This window comes from Streptomyces sp. NPDC034049, assembly GCF_055575575.1.
Genome location: NZ_JBVISJ010000002.1, coordinates 920,982 through 937,896, shown reverse-complemented (window position 1 = coordinate 937,896; position 16,915 = coordinate 920,982). Strand labels below are relative to the sequence as shown.

Genomic DNA, 16,915 nt, shown 5'->3' with positions numbered 1-16,915 from the left:
ACGGGGGTTCGATGACGTCCTACTGCCCGCACTGCGGGACACCAGGCCCTGCCGAGGCGCGCTTCTGCGTGAAGTGCGGCGGGGAACGCATGCCGGTCCCCCCGACGACGCCCCCCGTCGCGCCCCCGGCCCCACCACCACCACCGGCGGCGCCGCCGGGCGCGCCCCCCGTCGGCCCGCCGCCACCTCCCGCGTACGTCCCCCCGTACGCTCCCGCCCCCGCGCGCCCCTCGCCCGTCGGCGCCTTCCTCGGCCGGGCCCTCCGGGGCGACTGGGGCGGCTCCGCGGCGGCCGCGCTCTGGCCGGTGGGGCTGCTCCTCGCCGCCGCGCTCGCGCTCGCCGTCCCCTCGTACGGCCAGGGCACCGCGGACGAGGACGACTTCGTCGGCTTCGGCGACCGTCTGGGCCTCGCGCTCGCCGCCCTCCTCCAGGGCCTCGGCGGCGGCTTCGAGATCTCCGGGAGCGGGGGCGGCGACTTCGCGGGCGACTACCGGTCCGCCGAGGCCGCCCTCACCCTGACCCTCGTCCCGCTCACGGTGACCGTCCTGTTCGTCGGGGCGCTCTTCCTCGCCGTACGACACCTGCGCACCCGGATGGTGACCCGCGCCGCGTACGCCGGCGGAGGAGTGCCCGGGGCGGGACCCGGCGGCGGCCGCAGCGCCGGGCTCGAAGCGGCCGTCCGGGTCACGCTGCTGGTGACGGCCGCCGTCCTGCTGCTGGGGCTGTTCGCGCAGCCGGAGATCGCGCGCGTCGAGGCCTCGACGTCCCCCTGGCGCGCGGCGCTGGGCGCGCTGCTGCTCACCGCCGCCGTCTGTGTCGGCCTGCTGCAACGCGACGACCTGGCCGCCTGGCTCGCCGTCCGCCCGGGGCCCCGGACCCTGTTCCGGGCGACCGGAACGGCCGTACGCGCCATGGTGATCGTCCTCGCCCTCTGCTCGCTCGTCGCCTTCGTCGTCCTCGCGGCGAACGACGAGTGGCAGGCCGAGTGGGAGGAGGACCTCAACCCGCTCCTCCTCGTGCTGTTCGTCCTCCCCAACCTCGCCGTCACCCTCCTCGGCCTCTCCTGGGGCGCGTCCGTCCAGGGCGAGGCGGGCCGTACCCGGTACGGGGACGACACCTCGTACGACTCCTCCGGCGACTACGGGCTCGTGGAGTCCGGCCCGTACGGGGACTACGAGCGCGAGTCGTTCGGCCTCTCCGAACTGGGCGACGCCGTCAACTCCTGGGCGGTCGTGGGCGCGTTGACGCTCGGCGCGGTCTGCGCCCTGGTCCTCGGGGTCCTCGCGGCGCGCCGTTCCTCGGGCCGCGGCGAGCAACTCCTCGCCGCGGGCGTCTTCTTCGGGCTCTTCCTCCTCCTCGCCGGCGTCAGCGGCCTCGGCATGGAGACGTCCGGCTCGGCGACGGCCGAACTCAGCGCCGAGTTCGCGGTCGCGGGCCAGGTGGACGTGGGCCTCGACATCGCCGAGGTGCTGCTCTTCTCGTTGCTGTGGATCTTCGCCGCGGCCTTCCTCGCGCCCTATCTGGTGCAGATGGCGGGAGCGCGTACGGCGGTGATCGCACCGCCCGTCCCGGCGATGCCGAGCAGCGGCCCGACGGTGGGCCACGGCGTCCCGGCACGGCCCACCGCCCCGGCCCCCTACGAGCCTCCGCTCGTCGAACTGGGCCCCCACCACCTGCCGCCCGCCGAGCCGCCCAAGTCCCGCAGCCGCACGCTGATCTGGGTGCTCACCATCGCGGCGGCCTTCGTGATCGGCGGGGGAGGGGCGGCGGCGATCCTGCTCTGGCAGAAGTAGGCGCCGGCCCTAGCGGAGAACCGCGAACGGGTCCCCCGGCTCGTCCAACGCCCTGCGCAGGCCGGGCGGCGGCCCGCCGGGCCGGGGCTCCCGCACGCCCCCGCCGTCGTCGCCCGACTCGAACCACACGGTCACGGCGGCCCCGCGCGGCACCCGTACGCCGGGCGGCGGGTACTGCCGTACGACGTGGTCCACGACGGTGCGTGCGAAGTCGGGCCGGTCGGGCGCGGCGAGGAGGACCCCGCCCGCCTCGGCCGTCTCGCGCGCGTCCACGGCCATCAGCCCGACGAACCGTGGCACACGCACTTCGGATGACTTGGGTGTTATGTGCACAGATGTTCACCCCCAGCGGTACCGGCAGGGTAACCGCCGAGCGCCCTCACCCGGAAGCACTGCGTGGCAATCTGCGCCAAATCGCTACGCAGGGTGACGAGTTGCCGAAATCCCGAACGGCCGGATCGTCCAACGGCCGGATCGCCGAACCGCCGGACGCGGAACCGCCGGACGCGGAACCGTCGGACGGCTACAGCGTCAGCCGGTAGCAGTGCCCCGGCCGGCCCGAGACGGGGGTCGTGAACGTCTCCGCCAGTTCCATCCCCAGCCGCCGCGTGACGGCGATGGACCGCTCGTTGCGCGCGTCGACCATGGCGACGACGCTGCCGACACCGGCCGCCCGCACCCGCTCCAGGGTCTGGGCCGCGGCGGCGGTCACGTACCCCTTGCCCCAGTGGTCGCGGGCGAGCCGCCAGCCGATCTCGATCTCGCCGGTCGGGCCCCACGCGCGGGGCCACGGCTGCGCACCGGTGAAGCCGATGGCCCGGCCCTCCTCGTCGAGCAGCGTCCACAGGCAGAACCCGTGCTCGGCGTCGTGACGGCGCTGGCGCGCGGTGAGCTCCTCGTAGACGGACAGCTCGGCCGACCGGCCGCCGTGGAACTCCATGACATCGGGATCGTCGAAGATCCGGTGCCAGGCGAAGGCGTCCTCGTCGGTGGGGACACGCAGCCGTACGTCGGGCAGAGCTCTGGTCACAGGGGCAGCCCTTCAGCCGGTGATCGATGACGCTGAATAGACTGCCCATGTCCGACGCCTGTCGGCACATGTTTTCCGGCCGTCCGGTCGCCCGGCGACCAGCAGGCTTTGCTCCGATCCTTCTAGATCTCGGGGAGAACCCGTCGTGACCGAGCCCCAGCCCCTTACCGAACACACCGCCGATGTGATCGTCGTCGGGGCCGGGCCAGCCGGTTCCACCACCGCGTACTACCTGGCCAAGGCCGGGCTGGACGTACTGCTCCTGGAGAAGACCAGCTTCCCCAGGGAGAAGGTCTGCGGCGACGGCCTCACCCCGCGCGCCACCAAGCAGCTCGTGGCGATGGGCATCGACATCTCCGAAGAGGCCGGCTGGCTCCGCAACAAGGGCCTGCGGATCATCGGCGGCGGCGTCCGTCTCCAGCTCGACTGGCCGGATCTCGCCGCCTACCCGAACTACGGACTCGTCCGCAAGCGCGACGACTTCGACGAGCAGCTCGCCCGTCAGGCGCAGAAGGCGGGCGCCCGCCTCCACGAGCAGTGCAACGTGGGCGCGCCGATCATCGACGACCGCACGGGCCGGATCACCGGTGTGCACGCCAAGCTCGGCGAGGAGAAGCGCGAAGTCACCTTCCACGCTCCGCTGGTGGTGGCGGCCGACGGCAACTCCACCCGTCTCTCCCTCGCGATGGGCCTGCACCGCCGCGAGGACCGTCCGATGGGCGTCGCGGTCCGCACGTACTTCACCTCGCCGCGCCACGACGACGACTACCTGGAGTCCTGGCTGGAGCTGTGGGACAAGCGCGGCCCCGGCGAGGACCGGCTGCTCCCCGGCTACGGCTGGATCTTCGGCATGGGCGACGGCACGTCCAACGTCGGTCTGGGCGTGCTCAACACCTCCTCCGCCTTCAAGGAGCTGGACTGGCGCGACGTCCTGAAGGCCTGGTGCGCGTCCATGCCCGAGGAGTGGGGCTACACCCCCGAGAACATGACCGGGCCCATCCGCGGCGCCGCCCTCCCGATGGCCTTCAACCGCCAACCGCACTACACCAAGGGCCTGCTGCTGGTCGGCGACGCCGGCGGCATGGTGAACCCCTTCAACGGCGAGGGCATCGCCTACGCGATGGAATCCGGCCAGATCGCCGCCGACGTCATCGTCCAGGCCCACGCCCGCGCCACCCCCGGGCAGCGTGAACTCGCCCTCCAGCGCTACCCGCAGGTCCTCAAGGACACCTTCGGCGGCTACTACACGATGGGCCGTGCCTTCGTGAAGCTCATCGGCAACCCGAAGATCATGAAGCTCGCCACGCAGCGGGGCCTGACCCACCCGCTGCTGATGAAGTTCACCCTGAAGATGCTGGCCAACCTGACCGACCCCACCGGCGGCGACGCGATGGACCGCATCATCAACGGCCTGAGCAAGGTGGCCCCGAAGGCCTGACCCCCGCCCGGCGGGGCGGCCACCGCGCCCCGCCCACGCGGCCTGAACCCCTGTACGCCCCCTGGGGGTCCGCCGCCGTCCCGGAGCGCGGAACACCTTGGGGGTGGGGTGAAAGGCGCCCTGTGCGGCGCCTGTGGCCTTTCCGTGGGCAGCCCGAGGGCCGCTGTCCCCTACGGGGAGAGCGGCCCTTCGAAAACGCCCTGGGCGACCGCGAGGGTCAGAGCACGCGCACCGCGCCCGTCGCCGGGTAGCCGGAGAGATCCTGGATGACGACGCCCTTGGAGGGGTTCGCCGCGTCCAGGTACTGGCCGTTCCCGACGTAGACACCCACGTGGTACGCCGAACCCTTGGCGCCCCAGTACAGGATGTCGCCGACCTGGAGGTTCGACAGCGAGACCTCGGTGCCCTGCATCGACTGGTCCTGCGAGACCCGGGGGAGGTCCACGCCGACCTGCTTGAACGCGGCCTGCACGAGCGAGGAGCAGTCCCACGCGTTGGGGCCGGTGGCGCCCATGACGTAGGCGTCGCCGAGCTGCGCCTTCAGGAACGAGATGACCGTGCCGACGCTGCCGGAGGCGGGCGCCGTCGTGGCCGTCGCCGTCGACGAGTTGGTCGTGAGGGTGGTCCGCTCACTGTCGCGCGAGGCGCGCTCGGCGGCGGCCTTGCGCTCGGCCTCCTCGGCGGCCTTCTTCCGGGCCTCTTCCTTCTTCGCCTTGGCGAGGTCCTTGTCGGCCTGCTTGGCCGCCGCCTCGGCGGCCGCGTCACGCTCGGCCTGCAGCTGGTAGTCGGCCGCCATCGCCTGCGTGGCGTCCGCGGACTGCGCGGCCTGCGTGGCCAGGTCGGCCGTGAGGGTGGGCAGTTCGAGCGTCTGCGTCACCGGCTCCGCCGCGAAGGCCGCCGTCGACGCGCCGGCCACTGCCACGGTGCTGAGAACGCCACCGGCGACTCCGGCGCGCATCGCGATCGAGGACGCGTTACGGCGGGGTTTCCGGTGGCTGCGTATGTGAGCGGTGTGGGACATGGGTACAAGCGGTACCAGCGACTCCTCCATACCTTCAAGAAACGTGTGCTGCGCCACAGTTGTTCAACGGAGGCCGCAAATTCCTCCCGCGTCACTCTTTATTGACGCCGTAACGGGCATAGCGGACACGGTCGAACAGGCCTTTGATCATGCGCTTTCGTGATTACGCCCGAATTGCCCTGCGCTTACCACCGATCGCAGCGAGTGGCCAAGGCCCGTTGATTTGATCTCGGTCCGATGTGGCGCAGGTCACGGAACGGTCACCCGCTCCGACGGCGTCCCGCGCGGGAGCGACTCCACCCGGCGCTCGTGAATGCGTGCACACGTCCACATCCGTCGCCGGACCTCCCTCCGGGGTGTGAACGGGGTGCTCTATCAAGGGGGCTCGTCCAGCACCAATTTGCATGCAGAGGAACTCTCTTGATATGGAGACGCCCTACGTGACCAGCGGTAACGAGCAAAAATGTCACTTCTGGTGATCAGTCTGGCGCTTCGTGTATGAAGATCGTCGCTCATCCGACTTCATGATCCTTCGTCAGGTGGTGGAGATCACAAACTCGGTGCTGCACCCGTGTCGCAGATCACAGACCGGCAGGCATAGGATGCGGGGCAGTTGGGCTTGTGACCTGCTTCACATGTTCGCGATCTTCGTCGAGACGGACGGGGTTCGTGTGGCCGGTGGGGCGGGAGAGCAGGACCCACGCAATCCGCCAGCAGTCAGTGCCGACTGAGAGGAGCGAGGAGCGGTGAACGCCTATGCGCCCATCCTCGTACTGGGAGCCCTCGGGGCAGGCTTTGCGATCTTCTCCGTGATCATGGCCACGCTGATCGGCCCGAAGCGCTACAACCGGGCCAAGCTCGAGGCCTACGAGTGCGGGATCGAGCCCACCCCCACGCCGGCCGGCGGCGGGCGTTTCCCCATCAAGTACTACCTGACGGCGATGCTCTTCATCGTCTTCGACATCGAGATCGTCTTCCTCTACCCCTGGGCCGTCACCTTCGACGCCCTGGGTGTTTTCGGGCTCGTGGAGATGCTGCTCTTCGTGCTCACCGTCTTCGTCGCCTACGCGTACGTCTGGCGCCGCGGCGGCCTGGAATGGGACTGAGGGGCCTTTAAGCCATGGGACTCGAAGAAAAACTGCCGAGCGGTTTCCTGCTGACCACCGTCGAGCAGGCCGCGGGCTGGGTACGCAAGGCATCCGTCTTCCCCGCCACCTTCGGCCTCGCCTGTTGTGCCATCGAGATGATGACCACGGGCGCGGGCCGCTACGACCTGGCGCGCTTCGGCATGGAGGTCTTCCGCGGCTCGCCGCGCCAGGCGGACCTGATGATCGTGGCCGGCCGGGTCAGCCAGAAGATGGCGCCGGTGCTGCGGCAGGTCTACGACCAGATGCCGAACCCGAAGTGGGTGATCTCCATGGGGGTCTGCGCGTCGTCCGGCGGCATGTTCAACAACTACGCGATCGTCCAGGGCGTCGACCACATCGTCCCGGTCGACATCTATCTCCCGGGCTGCCCGCCACGGCCCGAGATGCTGATGGACGCGATCCTCAAGCTCCACCAGAAGATCCAGACGTCCAAGCTCGGCGTGAACGCGGAGGAAGCGGCCCGCGAGGCCGAGGAAGCCGCGCTCAAGGCACTGCCCACCATCGAGATGAAGGGGCTGCTGCGATGAGCGACGCGAACGGCAAGAACGGTGCCGGCGGCTCCAACGGTTCGAACGGGGTGAACCCCGAGAAGGATCTCGCCGCCTCCAATCTCCCCGGCCAGCGCGGCGACGGCGGCGAGGAGATCCGCGTCCAGCGCGGCATGTTCGGCGCCAACAACGGCGGCGACACCTCCGGCTACGGCGGCCTGGTCCGCTCCATCCGGCTCCCCGGAGAGGCCGTCCGCCCCTACGGCGGCTGGTTCGACGAGGTCGCCGACGAGCTGGAGGGCGCCCTGGAGGAACAGGGCCTCGTCCCCGAGAACGTGATCGACAGGACCGTCGTCGACCGCGGTGAGCTGACCTTCCACATCGAGCGTGAGCACCTGTTGACCGTCGCCCGCACCCTCCGCGACGACCCGGCCCTCCGCTTCGAACTGTGCACCGGCGTCTCCGGCGTCCACTACCCCGGCGACAAGGGCCGCGAGCTGCACGCCGTCTACCACCTGCGCTCGATCACCCACAACCGGCTGATCCGCCTGGAGGTCTCCGCCCCCGACGCCGACCCGCACATCCCGTCGCTCGTCCCCGTCTACCCGACCAACGACTGGCACGAGCGCGAGACGTACGACTTCTTCGGCATCGTCTTCGACGGCCATCCCGCACTGACGCGGATCATGATGCCGGACGACTGGCAGGGCTTCCCGCAGCGCAAGGACTACCCCCTCGGCGGCATCCCCGTCGAGTACAAGGGCGCCCAGATCCCGGCTCCGGACCAGCGGAGGTCGTACTCATGAGCACGCAGCACGCATCCCCCGAGTCCCAGGCCTCCGCGCGCGAGACCACCGAGGGCACCGTCTACACGGTCACCGGCGGCGACTGGGACGAGGTCGCCGAGACCGCCGCCCGGTCCGACGACGAACGCATCATCGTCAACATGGGCCCCCAGCACCCCTCCACGCACGGGGTGCTCCGGCTGATCCTGGAGATCGACGGCGAGACCGTCACCGAGGCCCGCTGCGGCATCGGCTACCTCCACACCGGCATCGAGAAGAACCTCGAATACCGCACGTGGACGCAGGGCACCACGTTCGTGACGCGCATGGACTACCTGACGCCGTTCTTCAACGAGACGGCGTACTGCCTCGCCGTGGAGAAACTCCTCGGCATCGAGGACCAGATCCCCGACCGCGCCACGATCATCAGGGTGCTCCTGATGGAGCTGAACCGGCTCTCCTCCCACCTGGTGTGCATCGCCACCGGCGGCATGGAGCTGGGCGCGACCACGATCATGATCTACGGCTTCCGCGATCGTGAACTGATTCTCGACATCTACGAGCTGATCACCGGCCTGCGCATGAACCACGCGTACATCCGGCCCGGCGGACTCGCCCAGGACCTGCCGCCCGGCGCGGTGGACCAGATCCGCGAGTTCGTGAAGAAGATGCAGAAGAACCTTCCCGAGTACGACAAGCTCGCCACCGGGAACCCCATCTTCAAGGCCCGTATGCAGGACGTCGGCTATCTGGACCTGTCCGGCTGCATGGCCCTCGGCGCCACCGGCCCGATCCTCCGCTCCGCCGGCCTCCCGCACGACCTGCGCAAGGCCCAGCCGTACTGCGGCTACGAGACGTACGACTTCGACGTCCCGACCGCCGACACCTGCGACTCCTACGGCCGCTTCCTGATCCGCCTCGAAGAGATGCGCCAGTCCCTCAGGATCGTCGAGCAGTGCCTGGACCGGCTGCAGCCGGGCCCGGTCATGGTCGGCGACAAGAAGATCGCCTGGCCCGCCCAGCTCGCCCTGGGACCGGACGGACTCGGCAACTCCCTGGACCACATCAAGAAGATCATGGGCACCTCCATGGAGGCCCTGATCCACCACTTCAAGCTGGTGACCGAGGGCTTCCGCGTCCCGCCGGGACAGGCGTACGCGGCGGTCGAGTCGCCCAAGGGCGAACTCGGGGTGCACGCCGTGTCCGACGGAGGCACCCGCCCCTTCCGGGTCCACTTCCGCGACCCGTCCTTCACCAACCTGCAGGCCATGGCGGCGATGTGCGAGGGCGGCCAGGTCGCCGACGTCATCGTCGCCGTCGCGTCCATCGACCCCGTGATGGGAGGCGTCGACCGGTGACCACCACCCCCGAGGGCGTCAGCCTGGGCATGCCCCAACTGCCCGCGCCCGACTACCCGGACGACGTCCGGGCCCGGCTGGAGCGGGACGCGGCCCAGGTCGTCGCCCGCTACCCGGACTCCCGGTCCGCCCTCCTGCCGCTGCTTCACCTCGTGCAGTCGGAGGAGGGCCATGTCACCCGCACCGGCATGCGGTTCTGCGCCGAGGTGCTCGGTCTGACCACGGCCGAGGTCACCGCGGTCGCCACCTTCTACTCCATGTACCGCCGGGGGCCCTCCGGCGACTACCAGGTGGGCGTCTGCACCAACACCCTGTGCGCGGTGATGGGCGGCGACGCGATCTTCGAGGCGCTCCAGGACCACCTCGGCGTCGGCAACGGCGGGACCACCGACGACGGCAAGGTCACCCTGGAGCACATCGAGTGCAACGCGGCCTGCGACTTCGCGCCGGTCGTGATGGTCAACTGGGAGTTCTTCGACAACCAGACCGTCGACAGCGCCAAGCGACTCGTCGACGACCTGCGCGAGGGAGCCGAGGTCCGGCCCACGCGCGGGGCGCCGCTGTGCACCTTCAAGGACACCGCGCGGATCCTCGCCGGCTTCCCCGACGAGCGGCCCGGGGCCGTCGAGGCGAGCGGCGGCGCCGGACCCGCGTCGCTGGTCGGCCTCCGCCTGGCCAGGGGAGAGGCCGGACCCGCGCGCGTGGTCCACCCACGGGACGGCGGCCCGCACGACGAGCCGCAGGGCCGCGTGCACGAGCCGTCACCCAGCGAGCACCTCAGCTCGCACGACGCGCCGCAGGACACGTCGGCCTCGGACCCGCACCACCCGTCGGGGCCCGCCGCCGAGGAGGGGGAGTGATGACCTTGGCACCCGAGATCAAGGGCAGCAGCCCGGAGAAGCTGCTCGCACCCGTGCTGTCGTCCTTCTGGGACGAGGACAAGTCGTGGACGCTCGACGTCTACCGCAGGCACGACGGGTACGAGGGCCTGCGCAAGGCGCTGGACATGTCACCGGACGACGTCATCGCGTACGTCAAGGAGTCGGGTCTGCGCGGCCGCGGCGGCGCGGGGTTCCCGACCGGAATGAAATGGCAGTTCATTCCGCAGGGCGACGGAAAACCGCACTATCTCGTTGTCAACGCCGACGAGTCGGAGCCCGGAACGTGCAAGGACATCCCGCTCCTCTTCGCGAACCCGCACAGCCTCATCGAGGGCATGATCATCGCGTGCCACGCCATCCGTTCCTCGCACGCCTTCATCTATCTGCGGGGTGAGGTCGTCCCCGTCCTGCGGCGGTTGCACGAGGCCGTCCGTGAGGCCTACGAGGCCGGCTACCTCGGCGAGAACATCCTCGGCAGCGGACTCGACCTCGACATCACCGTGCATGCCGGCGCCGGGGCGTACATCTGCGGTGAGGAGACCGCACTGCTCGACTCGCTCGAAGGCCGCCGCGGTCAACCGCGACTGCGTCCCCCCTTCCCCGCCGTGGAAGGCCTCTACGCCTGTCCCACTGTCGTGAACAACGTCGAGTCGATCGCGTCGGTTCCCGCCATCATGCACCGGGGCAAGGAATGGTTCCGGTCGATGGGCAGCGAGAAGTCCCCCGGCTTCACGCTCTACTCCCTCAGCGGCCATGTCGCCTCCCCCGGCCAGTACGAGGCCCCCCTCGGCATCACCCTGCGCCAGCTGTTGGAGATGAGCGGCGGCATGCGCCCCGGCCACCGCCTCAAGTTCTGGACGCCCGGCGGCTCCTCGACGCCGATGTTCACCGACGAGCACCTCGACGTCCCCCTCGACTACGAGGGCGTGGGCGCCGCCGGTTCCATGCTCGGCACCAAGGCGCTCCAGTGCTTCGACGAGACCACCTGCGTCGTACGGGCCGTCACCCGCTGGACCGAGTTCTACGCCCACGAGTCCTGCGGCAAGTGCACCCCCTGCCGCGAAGGCACCTACTGGCTGGTGCAGCTGCTGCGCGACATCGAGGCCGGCAAGGGCGTCATGAGCGACCTCGACAAGCTGAACGACATCGCCGACAACATCAACGGCAAGTCCTTCTGCGCCCTCGGCGACGGCGCCGCCTCGCCGATCTTCTCCTCCCTCAAGTACTTCCGCGCGGAGTACGAGGACCACATCACGGGCCGGGGCTGCCCCTTCGACCCGGCCAGGTCGACCGCCTGGGCCGACAAGGACAAGCACGCGGAGGTGAACGCATGACCGTGACCACGAGCGCTCCCTCCGGGGGCGGCGAGGCGGCGGTCCCGCCGGAAGATCTCGTCTCGCTGACCATCGACGGCATCGACATCAGCGTGCCCAAGGGCACCCTGGTCATCCGGGCCGCCGAACAGCTCGGCGTCGAGATCCCCCGCTTCTGCGACCACCCCCTCCTCGACCCGGCCGGCGCGTGCCGCCAGTGCATCGTCGAGGTCGAGGGCCAGCGCAAGCCCATGGCGTCCTGCACGATCACCTGCACCGACGGGATGGTCGTCAAGACGCACCTCACCTCCCCGGTCGCGGAGAAGGCCCAGAAGGGGGTGATGGAGCTCCTGCTCATCAACCACCCGCTGGACTGCCCCGTCTGCGACAAGGGCGGCGAGTGCCCGCTGCAGAACCAGGCCATGTCGCACGGCCACTCCGAGTCCCGCTTCGAGGGCAGGAAGCGGACGTACGAGAAGCCCGTGGCGATCTCCACGCAGGTGCTCCTCGACCGCGAGCGGTGCGTGCTGTGCGCCCGCTGCACCCGGTTCTCCAACCAGATCGCCGGCGACCCGATGATCGAGCTGATCGAGCGGGGCGCGCTCCAGCAGGTCGGCACCGGCGAGGGCGACCCCTTCGAGTCGTACTTCTCCGGCAACACCATCCAGATCTGCCCCGTCGGCGCGCTGACCTCGGCGGCGTACCGATTCCGCTCCCGCCCCTTCGACCTGGTCTCCTCGCCGTCCGTCTGCGAGCACTGCTCCGGCGGCTGCGCCACCCGCACCGACCACCGGCGCGGCAAGGTCATGCGCCGCCTCGCGGCCGACGACCCCGAGGTCAACGAGGAGTGGATCTGCGACAAGGGCCGCTTCGCGTTCCGCTACGCGCAGCGCCCGGACCGGCTGACCACGCCGCTCGTCCGCAACGCCGACGGCGTGCTGGAGCCCGCGTCCTGGCCGGAGGCTCTGGAGGCCGCGGCCCGGGGGCTGACGGCGGCGCGTGGCCGGGCCGCCGTCCTGACCGGCGGCCGGCTCACCGTCGAGGACGCCTACGCGTACAGCAAGTTCGCGCGGGTGGCCCTCGACACCAACGACATCGACTTCCGCGCGCGCGTGCACAGCGGCGAGGAGGCCGACTTCCTGGCCGCCCGCGTCGCCGGACGCGGCCGCGACCTCGACGGTACGGGCGTCACGTACGCCTCCCTGGAGAAGGCGCCGGCCGTCCTGCTGGTCGGGTTCGAGGCCGAGGAGGAGGCGCCCGGCGTCTTCCTGCGGCTGCGCAAGGCCTGGCGCAAGCACAAGCAGCGGGTGTTCTCGCTGGCGACGCACGCCACCCCGGGCCTCACGAAGGCCGGCGGCACGCTGCTGCCCGCCGCGCCCGGCACCGAGACCGAGTGGCTGGACGCCCTCGCCAGCGGCTTCGGCCTCGACGACGACGGCACCAGGGCCGCCGAGGCGCTGCGCGCCGAGGGCGCCGTGATCGTCGTGGGTGAGCGCCTCGCCGCTGTCGCGGGCGGGCTCACCGCCGCCGTCCGGGCCGCGTCGCTGACCGGCGCGAAGCTGGTGTGGATCCCGCGCCGGGCCGGGGAGCGCGCCGCCGTCGAGGCGGGCGCGCTGCCGTCCGTGCTGCCGGGCGGGCGCCCGGCCACCGATCCACGCGCACGTGCGGAGGTCGCCGCCGCCTGGGGCGTCGGCGAACTCCCCGCGCGCTACGGCCGGGACACCGGGCAGATCGTCGAGGCCGCCGCCACCGGAGAGCTCGGGGCCCTGGTGGTGGCGGGTGTGGAAGTCGGCGATCTGCCCGACCCGGCACGCGCGCGTGAGGCGCTGTCCGCGGTGGGCTTCCTGGTGTCGCTGGAACTGCGGCCCAGCGAGGTCACCGACCGTGCGGACGTCGTCCTCCCGGTCGCCGCCGTCGCCGAGAAGGCGGGCACCTTCGTCAACTGGGAAGGGCGCGTGCGGATGTTCCAGGCCGCGCTGAAGCCCGACCAGATGACCCGCCCGGTGGCACCCACCGACGGCCGCGTCCTGCAGATGCTGGCCGACGCCATGGACGTCCACCTGGGGCTGCCGGACCTGCGCACCACGCGCGCGGAGCTGGACCGCCTCGGGGCGTGGGACGGCGGGCGGGCCAACGAGTCGGCGGAGGTCGGGGCCGCGCTGCCGCGCCCGGCCGCCGGGGAGGCCGTCCTCGCCGGACACCGGCTGCTGCTCGACCAGGGCCGTCTCCAGGACGGCGACGAGGCACTCGCCGGGACCCGGCACGCCGCCCACGCGCGCGTGTCCGCCGCCACGGCCGCCGAGGCCGGCGTCAAGAACGGCGACGTCCTCGCGGTCAGCGGCCCCACCGGGGTCGTCGAACTGCCGCTGCGGATCACCGAGATGCCCGACCGAGTCGTCTGGCTGCCGCTGAACTCCACCGGCTCGGGCGTCGCCTCCGACACCGGGGCGCTGCCCGGCGCACTCGTCCGTATCGGCCCCGCGACGCTCGCCGCCGAGGCCCCCGAGGAGGTGGAGGCATGAGCCCCTTGTACCTCGCCGCGGAAGACCTCTCGATGTTCGGCCGCGACCCCTGGTGGCTGGTCGTCGTCAAGGCGGTGTTCTGCTTCGCCTTCCTGATGATCACCGTGCTGTTCTCCATCGTGTGGGAGCGCAAGGTCGTCGCCTGGATGCAGCTGCGCATCGGCCCCAACCGGCACGGCCCCTGGGGCATGCTCCAGTCGCTCGCCGACGGCATCAAGCTGATGCTCAAGGAAGACGTCATCGTCAAACGCGCGGACAAGGTCGTCTACGTCCTCGCGCCGATCGTCGCGGCCATCCCGGCCTTCATGGCGATCGCGGTGATCCCCTTCGGGCCCGCCGGCAACGAGATCTCGATCTTCGGCCAGCGCACCACGATGCAGCTGACCGACCTGCCGATCGCGATGCTCTACATCCTCGCGGTCGCCTCGGTCGGCATCTACGGCATCGTCCTCGCGGGGTGGAGCTCCGGCTCCACCTATCCGCTCCTGGGCGGCCTGCGCTCCTGCGCGCAGATGATCTCCTACGAGATCGCCATGGGCGCCGCGTTCGCCTCCGTCTTCCTCTACTCCGGGTCGATGTCGACGTCCGCGATCGTCGAGGCGCAGCAGGACCGCTGGTACATCGTGCTGCTGCCGGTCTCGTTCGTCATCTACATCGTGACCATGGTCGGCGAGACCAACCGCGCCCCGTTCGACATGCCGGAGTCCGAGGGCGACCTCGTCGGCGGCTTCAACACCGAGTACTCGTCGATCAAGTTCGCGATGTTCATGCTCGCCGAGTACGTCAACATGGTGACCGTCTCCGCCGTGTCGGTGACGCTGTTCCTCGGCGGCTGGCGGGCCCCCTACCCCATCAGCACCTTCTGGGAGGGCGCCAACCACGGCTGGTGGCCGATGCTCTGGTTCGTGCTGAAGGTGCAGCTGCTGCTGTTCTTCTTCATCTGGCTGCGCGGCACCCTCCCACGCGTCCGCTACGACCAGCTGATGAAGCTCGGCTGGAAGGTCCTGCTGCCGGTCTCCGTGGTCTGGCTGATGCTCGTCGCGACCGTGCGGACCCTCAGGAACGAGAACTACGACTTCGCCGAGATCGCGCTGTACGTCCTCGGCGCCGTCATCGTCCTCTTCCTGCTCTCCGTCGTCGCCGACATGTTCCGCGACCGCCGCGAGGCACAGGAAGCGCCCGCCGAACCGGTCGGCTTCGACCCGATGGCCGGCGGATTCCCCGTACCGCCCCTGCCCGGACAGACCCTCCCGCCGGTGCCCCGCAGGCGCCCGCGCCGGGAGCGGGAGCTGATTGTCAGTGGTGGGTCCGATACTGAGAGTGACGGATCTTCGAATGGGAGGGAGGCGTCCGATGGCTGAGGAGCCGAAAGAGAACAAGCAGGGGTTCCAGAACCCCGTCGCCGGCTTCGGCGTGACCTTCAAGGCCATGTTCAAGAAGCGGCTGACCGAGCAGTATCCGGAGCAGCAGAAGACCACGGCCCCGCGGTTCCACGGCAGGCACCAGCTCAACCGCCATCCGGACGGCCTGGAGAAGTGCGTCGGCTGTGAGCTGTGCGCCTGGGCGTGTCCCGCCGACGCCATCTACGTGGAGGGCGCCGACAACACGGACGAGGAGCGCTACTCGCCGGGCGAGCGGTATGGCGCCGTCTACCAGATCAACTACGCCCGCTGCATCCTGTGCGGCCTGTGCATCGAGGCGTGCCCCACGCGCGCGCTCACGATGACCAACGAGTTCGAGCTGGCCGACTCCAGCCGCGCCAACCTCATCTACACCAAGGAGCAGCTGCTCGCCGGTCTGGAAGAGGGCATGGTCGATTCGCCGCACGCGATCTACCCCGGCACCGACGAGCAGGACTACTACCGGGGCCTGGTCACCGAGGCCGCGCCCGGCACGGAGCAGCAGGTGGCCGCCTCCAAGGGCGAGAAGCCGCAGGACGCGGCCGCCACCACCGGTGAGGACGAGCCGGCGTCGGAGAAGGTGATCCGCCGATGACGCAGCAGCTCGCCGCGTACACCACCTCGACCGGTGAGGCCTTCCAGTTCTGGATCCTCGGCACCGTCGCCGTGATCGGCGCCCTGTGCACCGTCTTCATGAAGAAGGCCGTGCACAGCGCGCTCTGTCTCGCCGGCACCATGATCGTCCTGGCGGTGTTCTACCTCGCCAACGGCGCCTACTTCCTGGGCATCGTGCAGATCGTCGTCTACACCGGCGCGATCATGATGCTGTTCCTGTTCGTCGTGATGCTCGTCGGCGTCACCGCGGCGGACTCCCTGAAGGAGACCATCAAGGGCCAGCGCTGGCTGGCCCTCCTGTGCGGCCTCGGCTTTGGCATCCTCCTGATCGCGGGCATCGGCAACGCCTCGCTGACGGAGTTCAACGGCCTGGGCACGGCCAACGCCGGCGGCAACGTGGAGGGCCTCGCGGCCCTCATCTTCACCGACTACGTGTTCGCCTTCGAACTCACCGGCGCCCTCCTCATCACGGCCGCCGTCGGCGCCATGGTCCTCACCCACCGTGAGCGCACCGAGCGCGCCAAGACCCAGCGCGAGCTGGCCGAACAGCGTGTGCGCGAGGGCAAGCACCTCCCGCCGCTGCCGGCCCCCGGCGTCTACGCCCGGCACAACGCGGTCGACATCCCGGGCCTGCTGCCGGACGGCACCCCGTCCGAGCTGACCGTCAGCAAGACCCTGCGGGACCGGGGCCAGATCCGTGACGTGTCGACCGAGGCGCTGAACGACCTCAAGGCCCTGGAGCAGCGCGCCGAGGACCGCCTGGAGCGCACCAACAGCGGGAACGGCCCCAAGCGCGGGGAGGCATCGAAGTGAATCCCGTCAACTACCTGTATCTCGCCGCCCTGCTGTTCACGATCGGCGCCACCGGCGTCCTGATCAGGCGGAACGCGATCGTGGTGTTCATGTGCGTGGAGCTGATGCTCAACGCCTGCAACCTCGCCCTGGTCGCCTTCTCCCGGATGCACGGCAATCTCGACGGCCAGATCATCGCCTTCTTCACGATGGTCGTCGCCGCCGCGGAGGTCGTGGTCGGACTCGCGATCATCGTGTCGCTCTTCCGGTCCCGCCACTCGGCCTCGGTCGACGACGCCAGCCTGATGAAGCTGTAAGGGGTCGGAAGAAT

General features: G+C 70.3%; 16 protein-coding genes. 13 read left to right on the top strand and 3 right to left on the bottom strand.

The window, feature by feature from the left end; genetic code table 11:
* Positions 1–11 precede the first annotated feature (11 nt).
* Complete coding sequence (locus ACZ52C_RS09045; protein ID WP_469074059.1) at positions 12–1,793, top strand: zinc ribbon domain-containing protein; 1,782 nt, start codon at positions 12–14, stop codon at positions 1,791–1,793.
* Positions 1,794–1,802: 9 nt separating this feature from the next.
* Here ACZ52C_RS09045 and ACZ52C_RS09040 read toward each other — a convergent pair whose 3' ends face one another.
* On the bottom strand, positions 1,803–2,072 hold the full coding sequence (locus tag ACZ52C_RS09040) for a PASTA domain-containing protein (RefSeq protein ID WP_196789964.1): 270 nt from the start codon (positions 2,070–2,072) through the stop codon (positions 1,803–1,805).
* 244 nt (positions 2,073–2,316) lie between these two features.
* Entirely contained in the window at positions 2,317–2,823 is a 507-nt protein-coding gene (locus ACZ52C_RS09035) for a GNAT family N-acetyltransferase (protein WP_469074058.1), read from the bottom strand.
* Between the two features lie 145 nt (positions 2,824–2,968).
* Here ACZ52C_RS09035 and ACZ52C_RS09030 point away from each other — a divergent pair, with 145 nt between their 5' ends.
* Positions 2,969–4,261 (top strand): geranylgeranyl reductase family protein, encoded by a 1,293-nt coding sequence (locus ACZ52C_RS09030; RefSeq protein WP_469074057.1) that lies wholly within the window; start codon positions 2,969–2,971, stop codon positions 4,259–4,261.
* A 217-nt stretch (positions 4,262–4,478) separates the two neighbouring features.
* Here ACZ52C_RS09030 and ACZ52C_RS09025 read toward each other — a convergent pair whose 3' ends face one another.
* Positions 4,479–5,312, bottom strand: coding sequence for a C40 family peptidase (locus ACZ52C_RS09025; protein ID WP_469074056.1), 834 nt, complete (start codon positions 5,310–5,312; stop codon positions 4,479–4,481).
* A gap of 716 nt (positions 5,313–6,028) precedes the next feature.
* On the opposite strand from ACZ52C_RS09025, the gene ACZ52C_RS09020 reads away from it, so the two are divergent.
* The 11 genes from ACZ52C_RS09020 to nuoK are packed head-to-tail and all read left to right on the top strand — an operon-like array spanning position 6,029 to position 16,901.
* Complete coding sequence (locus ACZ52C_RS09020) at positions 6,029–6,388, top strand: NADH-quinone oxidoreductase subunit A (RefSeq protein ID WP_009310323.1); 360 nt, start codon at positions 6,029–6,031, stop codon at positions 6,386–6,388.
* A 14-nt stretch (positions 6,389–6,402) separates the two neighbouring features.
* On the top strand, positions 6,403–6,957 hold the full coding sequence (locus ACZ52C_RS09015) for a NuoB/complex I 20 kDa subunit family protein (RefSeq protein WP_003998928.1): 555 nt from the start codon (positions 6,403–6,405) through the stop codon (positions 6,955–6,957).
* Positions 6,954–7,724, top strand: a complete 771-nt coding sequence (locus tag ACZ52C_RS09010) for an NADH-quinone oxidoreductase subunit C (RefSeq protein ID WP_469074055.1) — start codon at positions 6,954–6,956, stop codon at positions 7,722–7,724. Before ACZ52C_RS09015 ends, ACZ52C_RS09010 begins: the two co-directional genes overlap by 4 nt.
* Complete coding sequence (locus tag ACZ52C_RS09005; RefSeq protein ID WP_469074054.1) at positions 7,721–9,061, top strand: NADH-quinone oxidoreductase subunit D; 1,341 nt, start codon at positions 7,721–7,723, stop codon at positions 9,059–9,061. The genes ACZ52C_RS09010 and ACZ52C_RS09005 overlap by 4 nt, the downstream gene beginning before the upstream one ends.
* 29 nt (positions 9,062–9,090) lie before the next feature.
* Positions 9,091–9,921 carry an NADH-quinone oxidoreductase subunit NuoE gene (gene nuoE / locus ACZ52C_RS09000; protein ID WP_469074184.1) on the top strand — a complete coding sequence of 277 codons (831 nt, stop codon included), beginning with the start codon at positions 9,091–9,093 and terminating at the stop codon, positions 9,919–9,921.
* On the top strand, positions 9,921–11,276 hold the full coding sequence (gene nuoF / locus ACZ52C_RS08995; RefSeq protein WP_469074053.1) for an NADH-quinone oxidoreductase subunit NuoF: 1,356 nt from the start codon (positions 9,921–9,923) through the stop codon (positions 11,274–11,276). The genes nuoE and nuoF overlap by 1 nt, the downstream gene beginning before the upstream one ends.
* Positions 11,273–13,777: an NADH-quinone oxidoreductase subunit G gene (locus tag ACZ52C_RS08990; protein WP_469074052.1), complete on the top strand. Its 2,505-nt coding sequence runs from the start codon at positions 11,273–11,275 to the stop codon at positions 13,775–13,777. Before nuoF ends, ACZ52C_RS08990 begins: the two co-directional genes overlap by 4 nt.
* Positions 13,774–15,138: an NADH-quinone oxidoreductase subunit NuoH gene (gene nuoH, locus ACZ52C_RS08985; RefSeq protein WP_469074051.1), complete on the top strand. Its 1,365-nt coding sequence runs from the start codon at positions 13,774–13,776 to the stop codon at positions 15,136–15,138. Before ACZ52C_RS08990 ends, nuoH begins: the two co-directional genes overlap by 4 nt.
* Entirely contained in the window at positions 15,131–15,772 is a 642-nt protein-coding gene (gene nuoI / locus ACZ52C_RS08980) for an NADH-quinone oxidoreductase subunit NuoI (RefSeq protein WP_469074050.1), read from the top strand. Before nuoH ends, nuoI begins: the two co-directional genes overlap by 8 nt.
* Complete coding sequence (locus ACZ52C_RS08975) at positions 15,769–16,605, top strand: NADH-quinone oxidoreductase subunit J (protein ID WP_469074049.1); 837 nt, start codon at positions 15,769–15,771, stop codon at positions 16,603–16,605. The genes nuoI and ACZ52C_RS08975 overlap by 4 nt, the downstream gene beginning before the upstream one ends.
* Positions 16,602–16,901 (top strand): NADH-quinone oxidoreductase subunit NuoK, encoded by a 300-nt coding sequence (gene nuoK / locus ACZ52C_RS08970; RefSeq protein ID WP_009310327.1) that lies wholly within the window; start codon positions 16,602–16,604, stop codon positions 16,899–16,901. The genes ACZ52C_RS08975 and nuoK overlap by 4 nt, the downstream gene beginning before the upstream one ends.
* Positions 16,902–16,915 lie beyond the last annotated feature (14 nt).

Bases quoted from the DNA above. Each gene is read 5' to 3' on its own strand.
- ACZ52C_RS09045 (WP_469074059.1), top strand. From the start codon at position 12: ATGACGTCCTACTGCCCGCACTGCGGGACACCAGGCCCTGCCGAGGCG.
- ACZ52C_RS09040 (WP_196789964.1), bottom strand. From the start codon at position 2,072: ATGGCCGTGGACGCGCGCGAGACGGCCGAGGCGGGCGGGGTCCTCCTC.
- ACZ52C_RS09025 (WP_469074056.1), bottom strand. From the start codon at position 5,312: ATGGAGGAGTCGCTGGTACCGCTTGTACCCATGTCCCACACCGCTCAC.
- ACZ52C_RS09015 (WP_003998928.1), top strand. From the start codon at position 6,403: ATGGGACTCGAAGAAAAACTGCCGAGCGGTTTCCTGCTGACCACCGTC.
- ACZ52C_RS09010 (WP_469074055.1), top strand. From the start codon at position 6,954: ATGAGCGACGCGAACGGCAAGAACGGTGCCGGCGGCTCCAACGGTTCG.
- ACZ52C_RS09005 (WP_469074054.1), top strand. From the start codon at position 7,721: ATGAGCACGCAGCACGCATCCCCCGAGTCCCAGGCCTCCGCGCGCGAG.
- nuoE (WP_469074184.1), top strand. From the start codon at position 9,091: ATGCCCCAACTGCCCGCGCCCGACTACCCGGACGACGTCCGGGCCCGG.
- nuoF (WP_469074053.1), top strand. From the start codon at position 9,921: ATGACCTTGGCACCCGAGATCAAGGGCAGCAGCCCGGAGAAGCTGCTC.
- ACZ52C_RS08990 (WP_469074052.1), top strand. From the start codon at position 11,273: ATGACCGTGACCACGAGCGCTCCCTCCGGGGGCGGCGAGGCGGCGGTC.
- nuoH (WP_469074051.1), top strand. From the start codon at position 13,774: ATGAGCCCCTTGTACCTCGCCGCGGAAGACCTCTCGATGTTCGGCCGC.
- nuoI (WP_469074050.1), top strand. From the start codon at position 15,131: ATGGCTGAGGAGCCGAAAGAGAACAAGCAGGGGTTCCAGAACCCCGTC.
- ACZ52C_RS08975 (WP_469074049.1), top strand. From the start codon at position 15,769: ATGACGCAGCAGCTCGCCGCGTACACCACCTCGACCGGTGAGGCCTTC.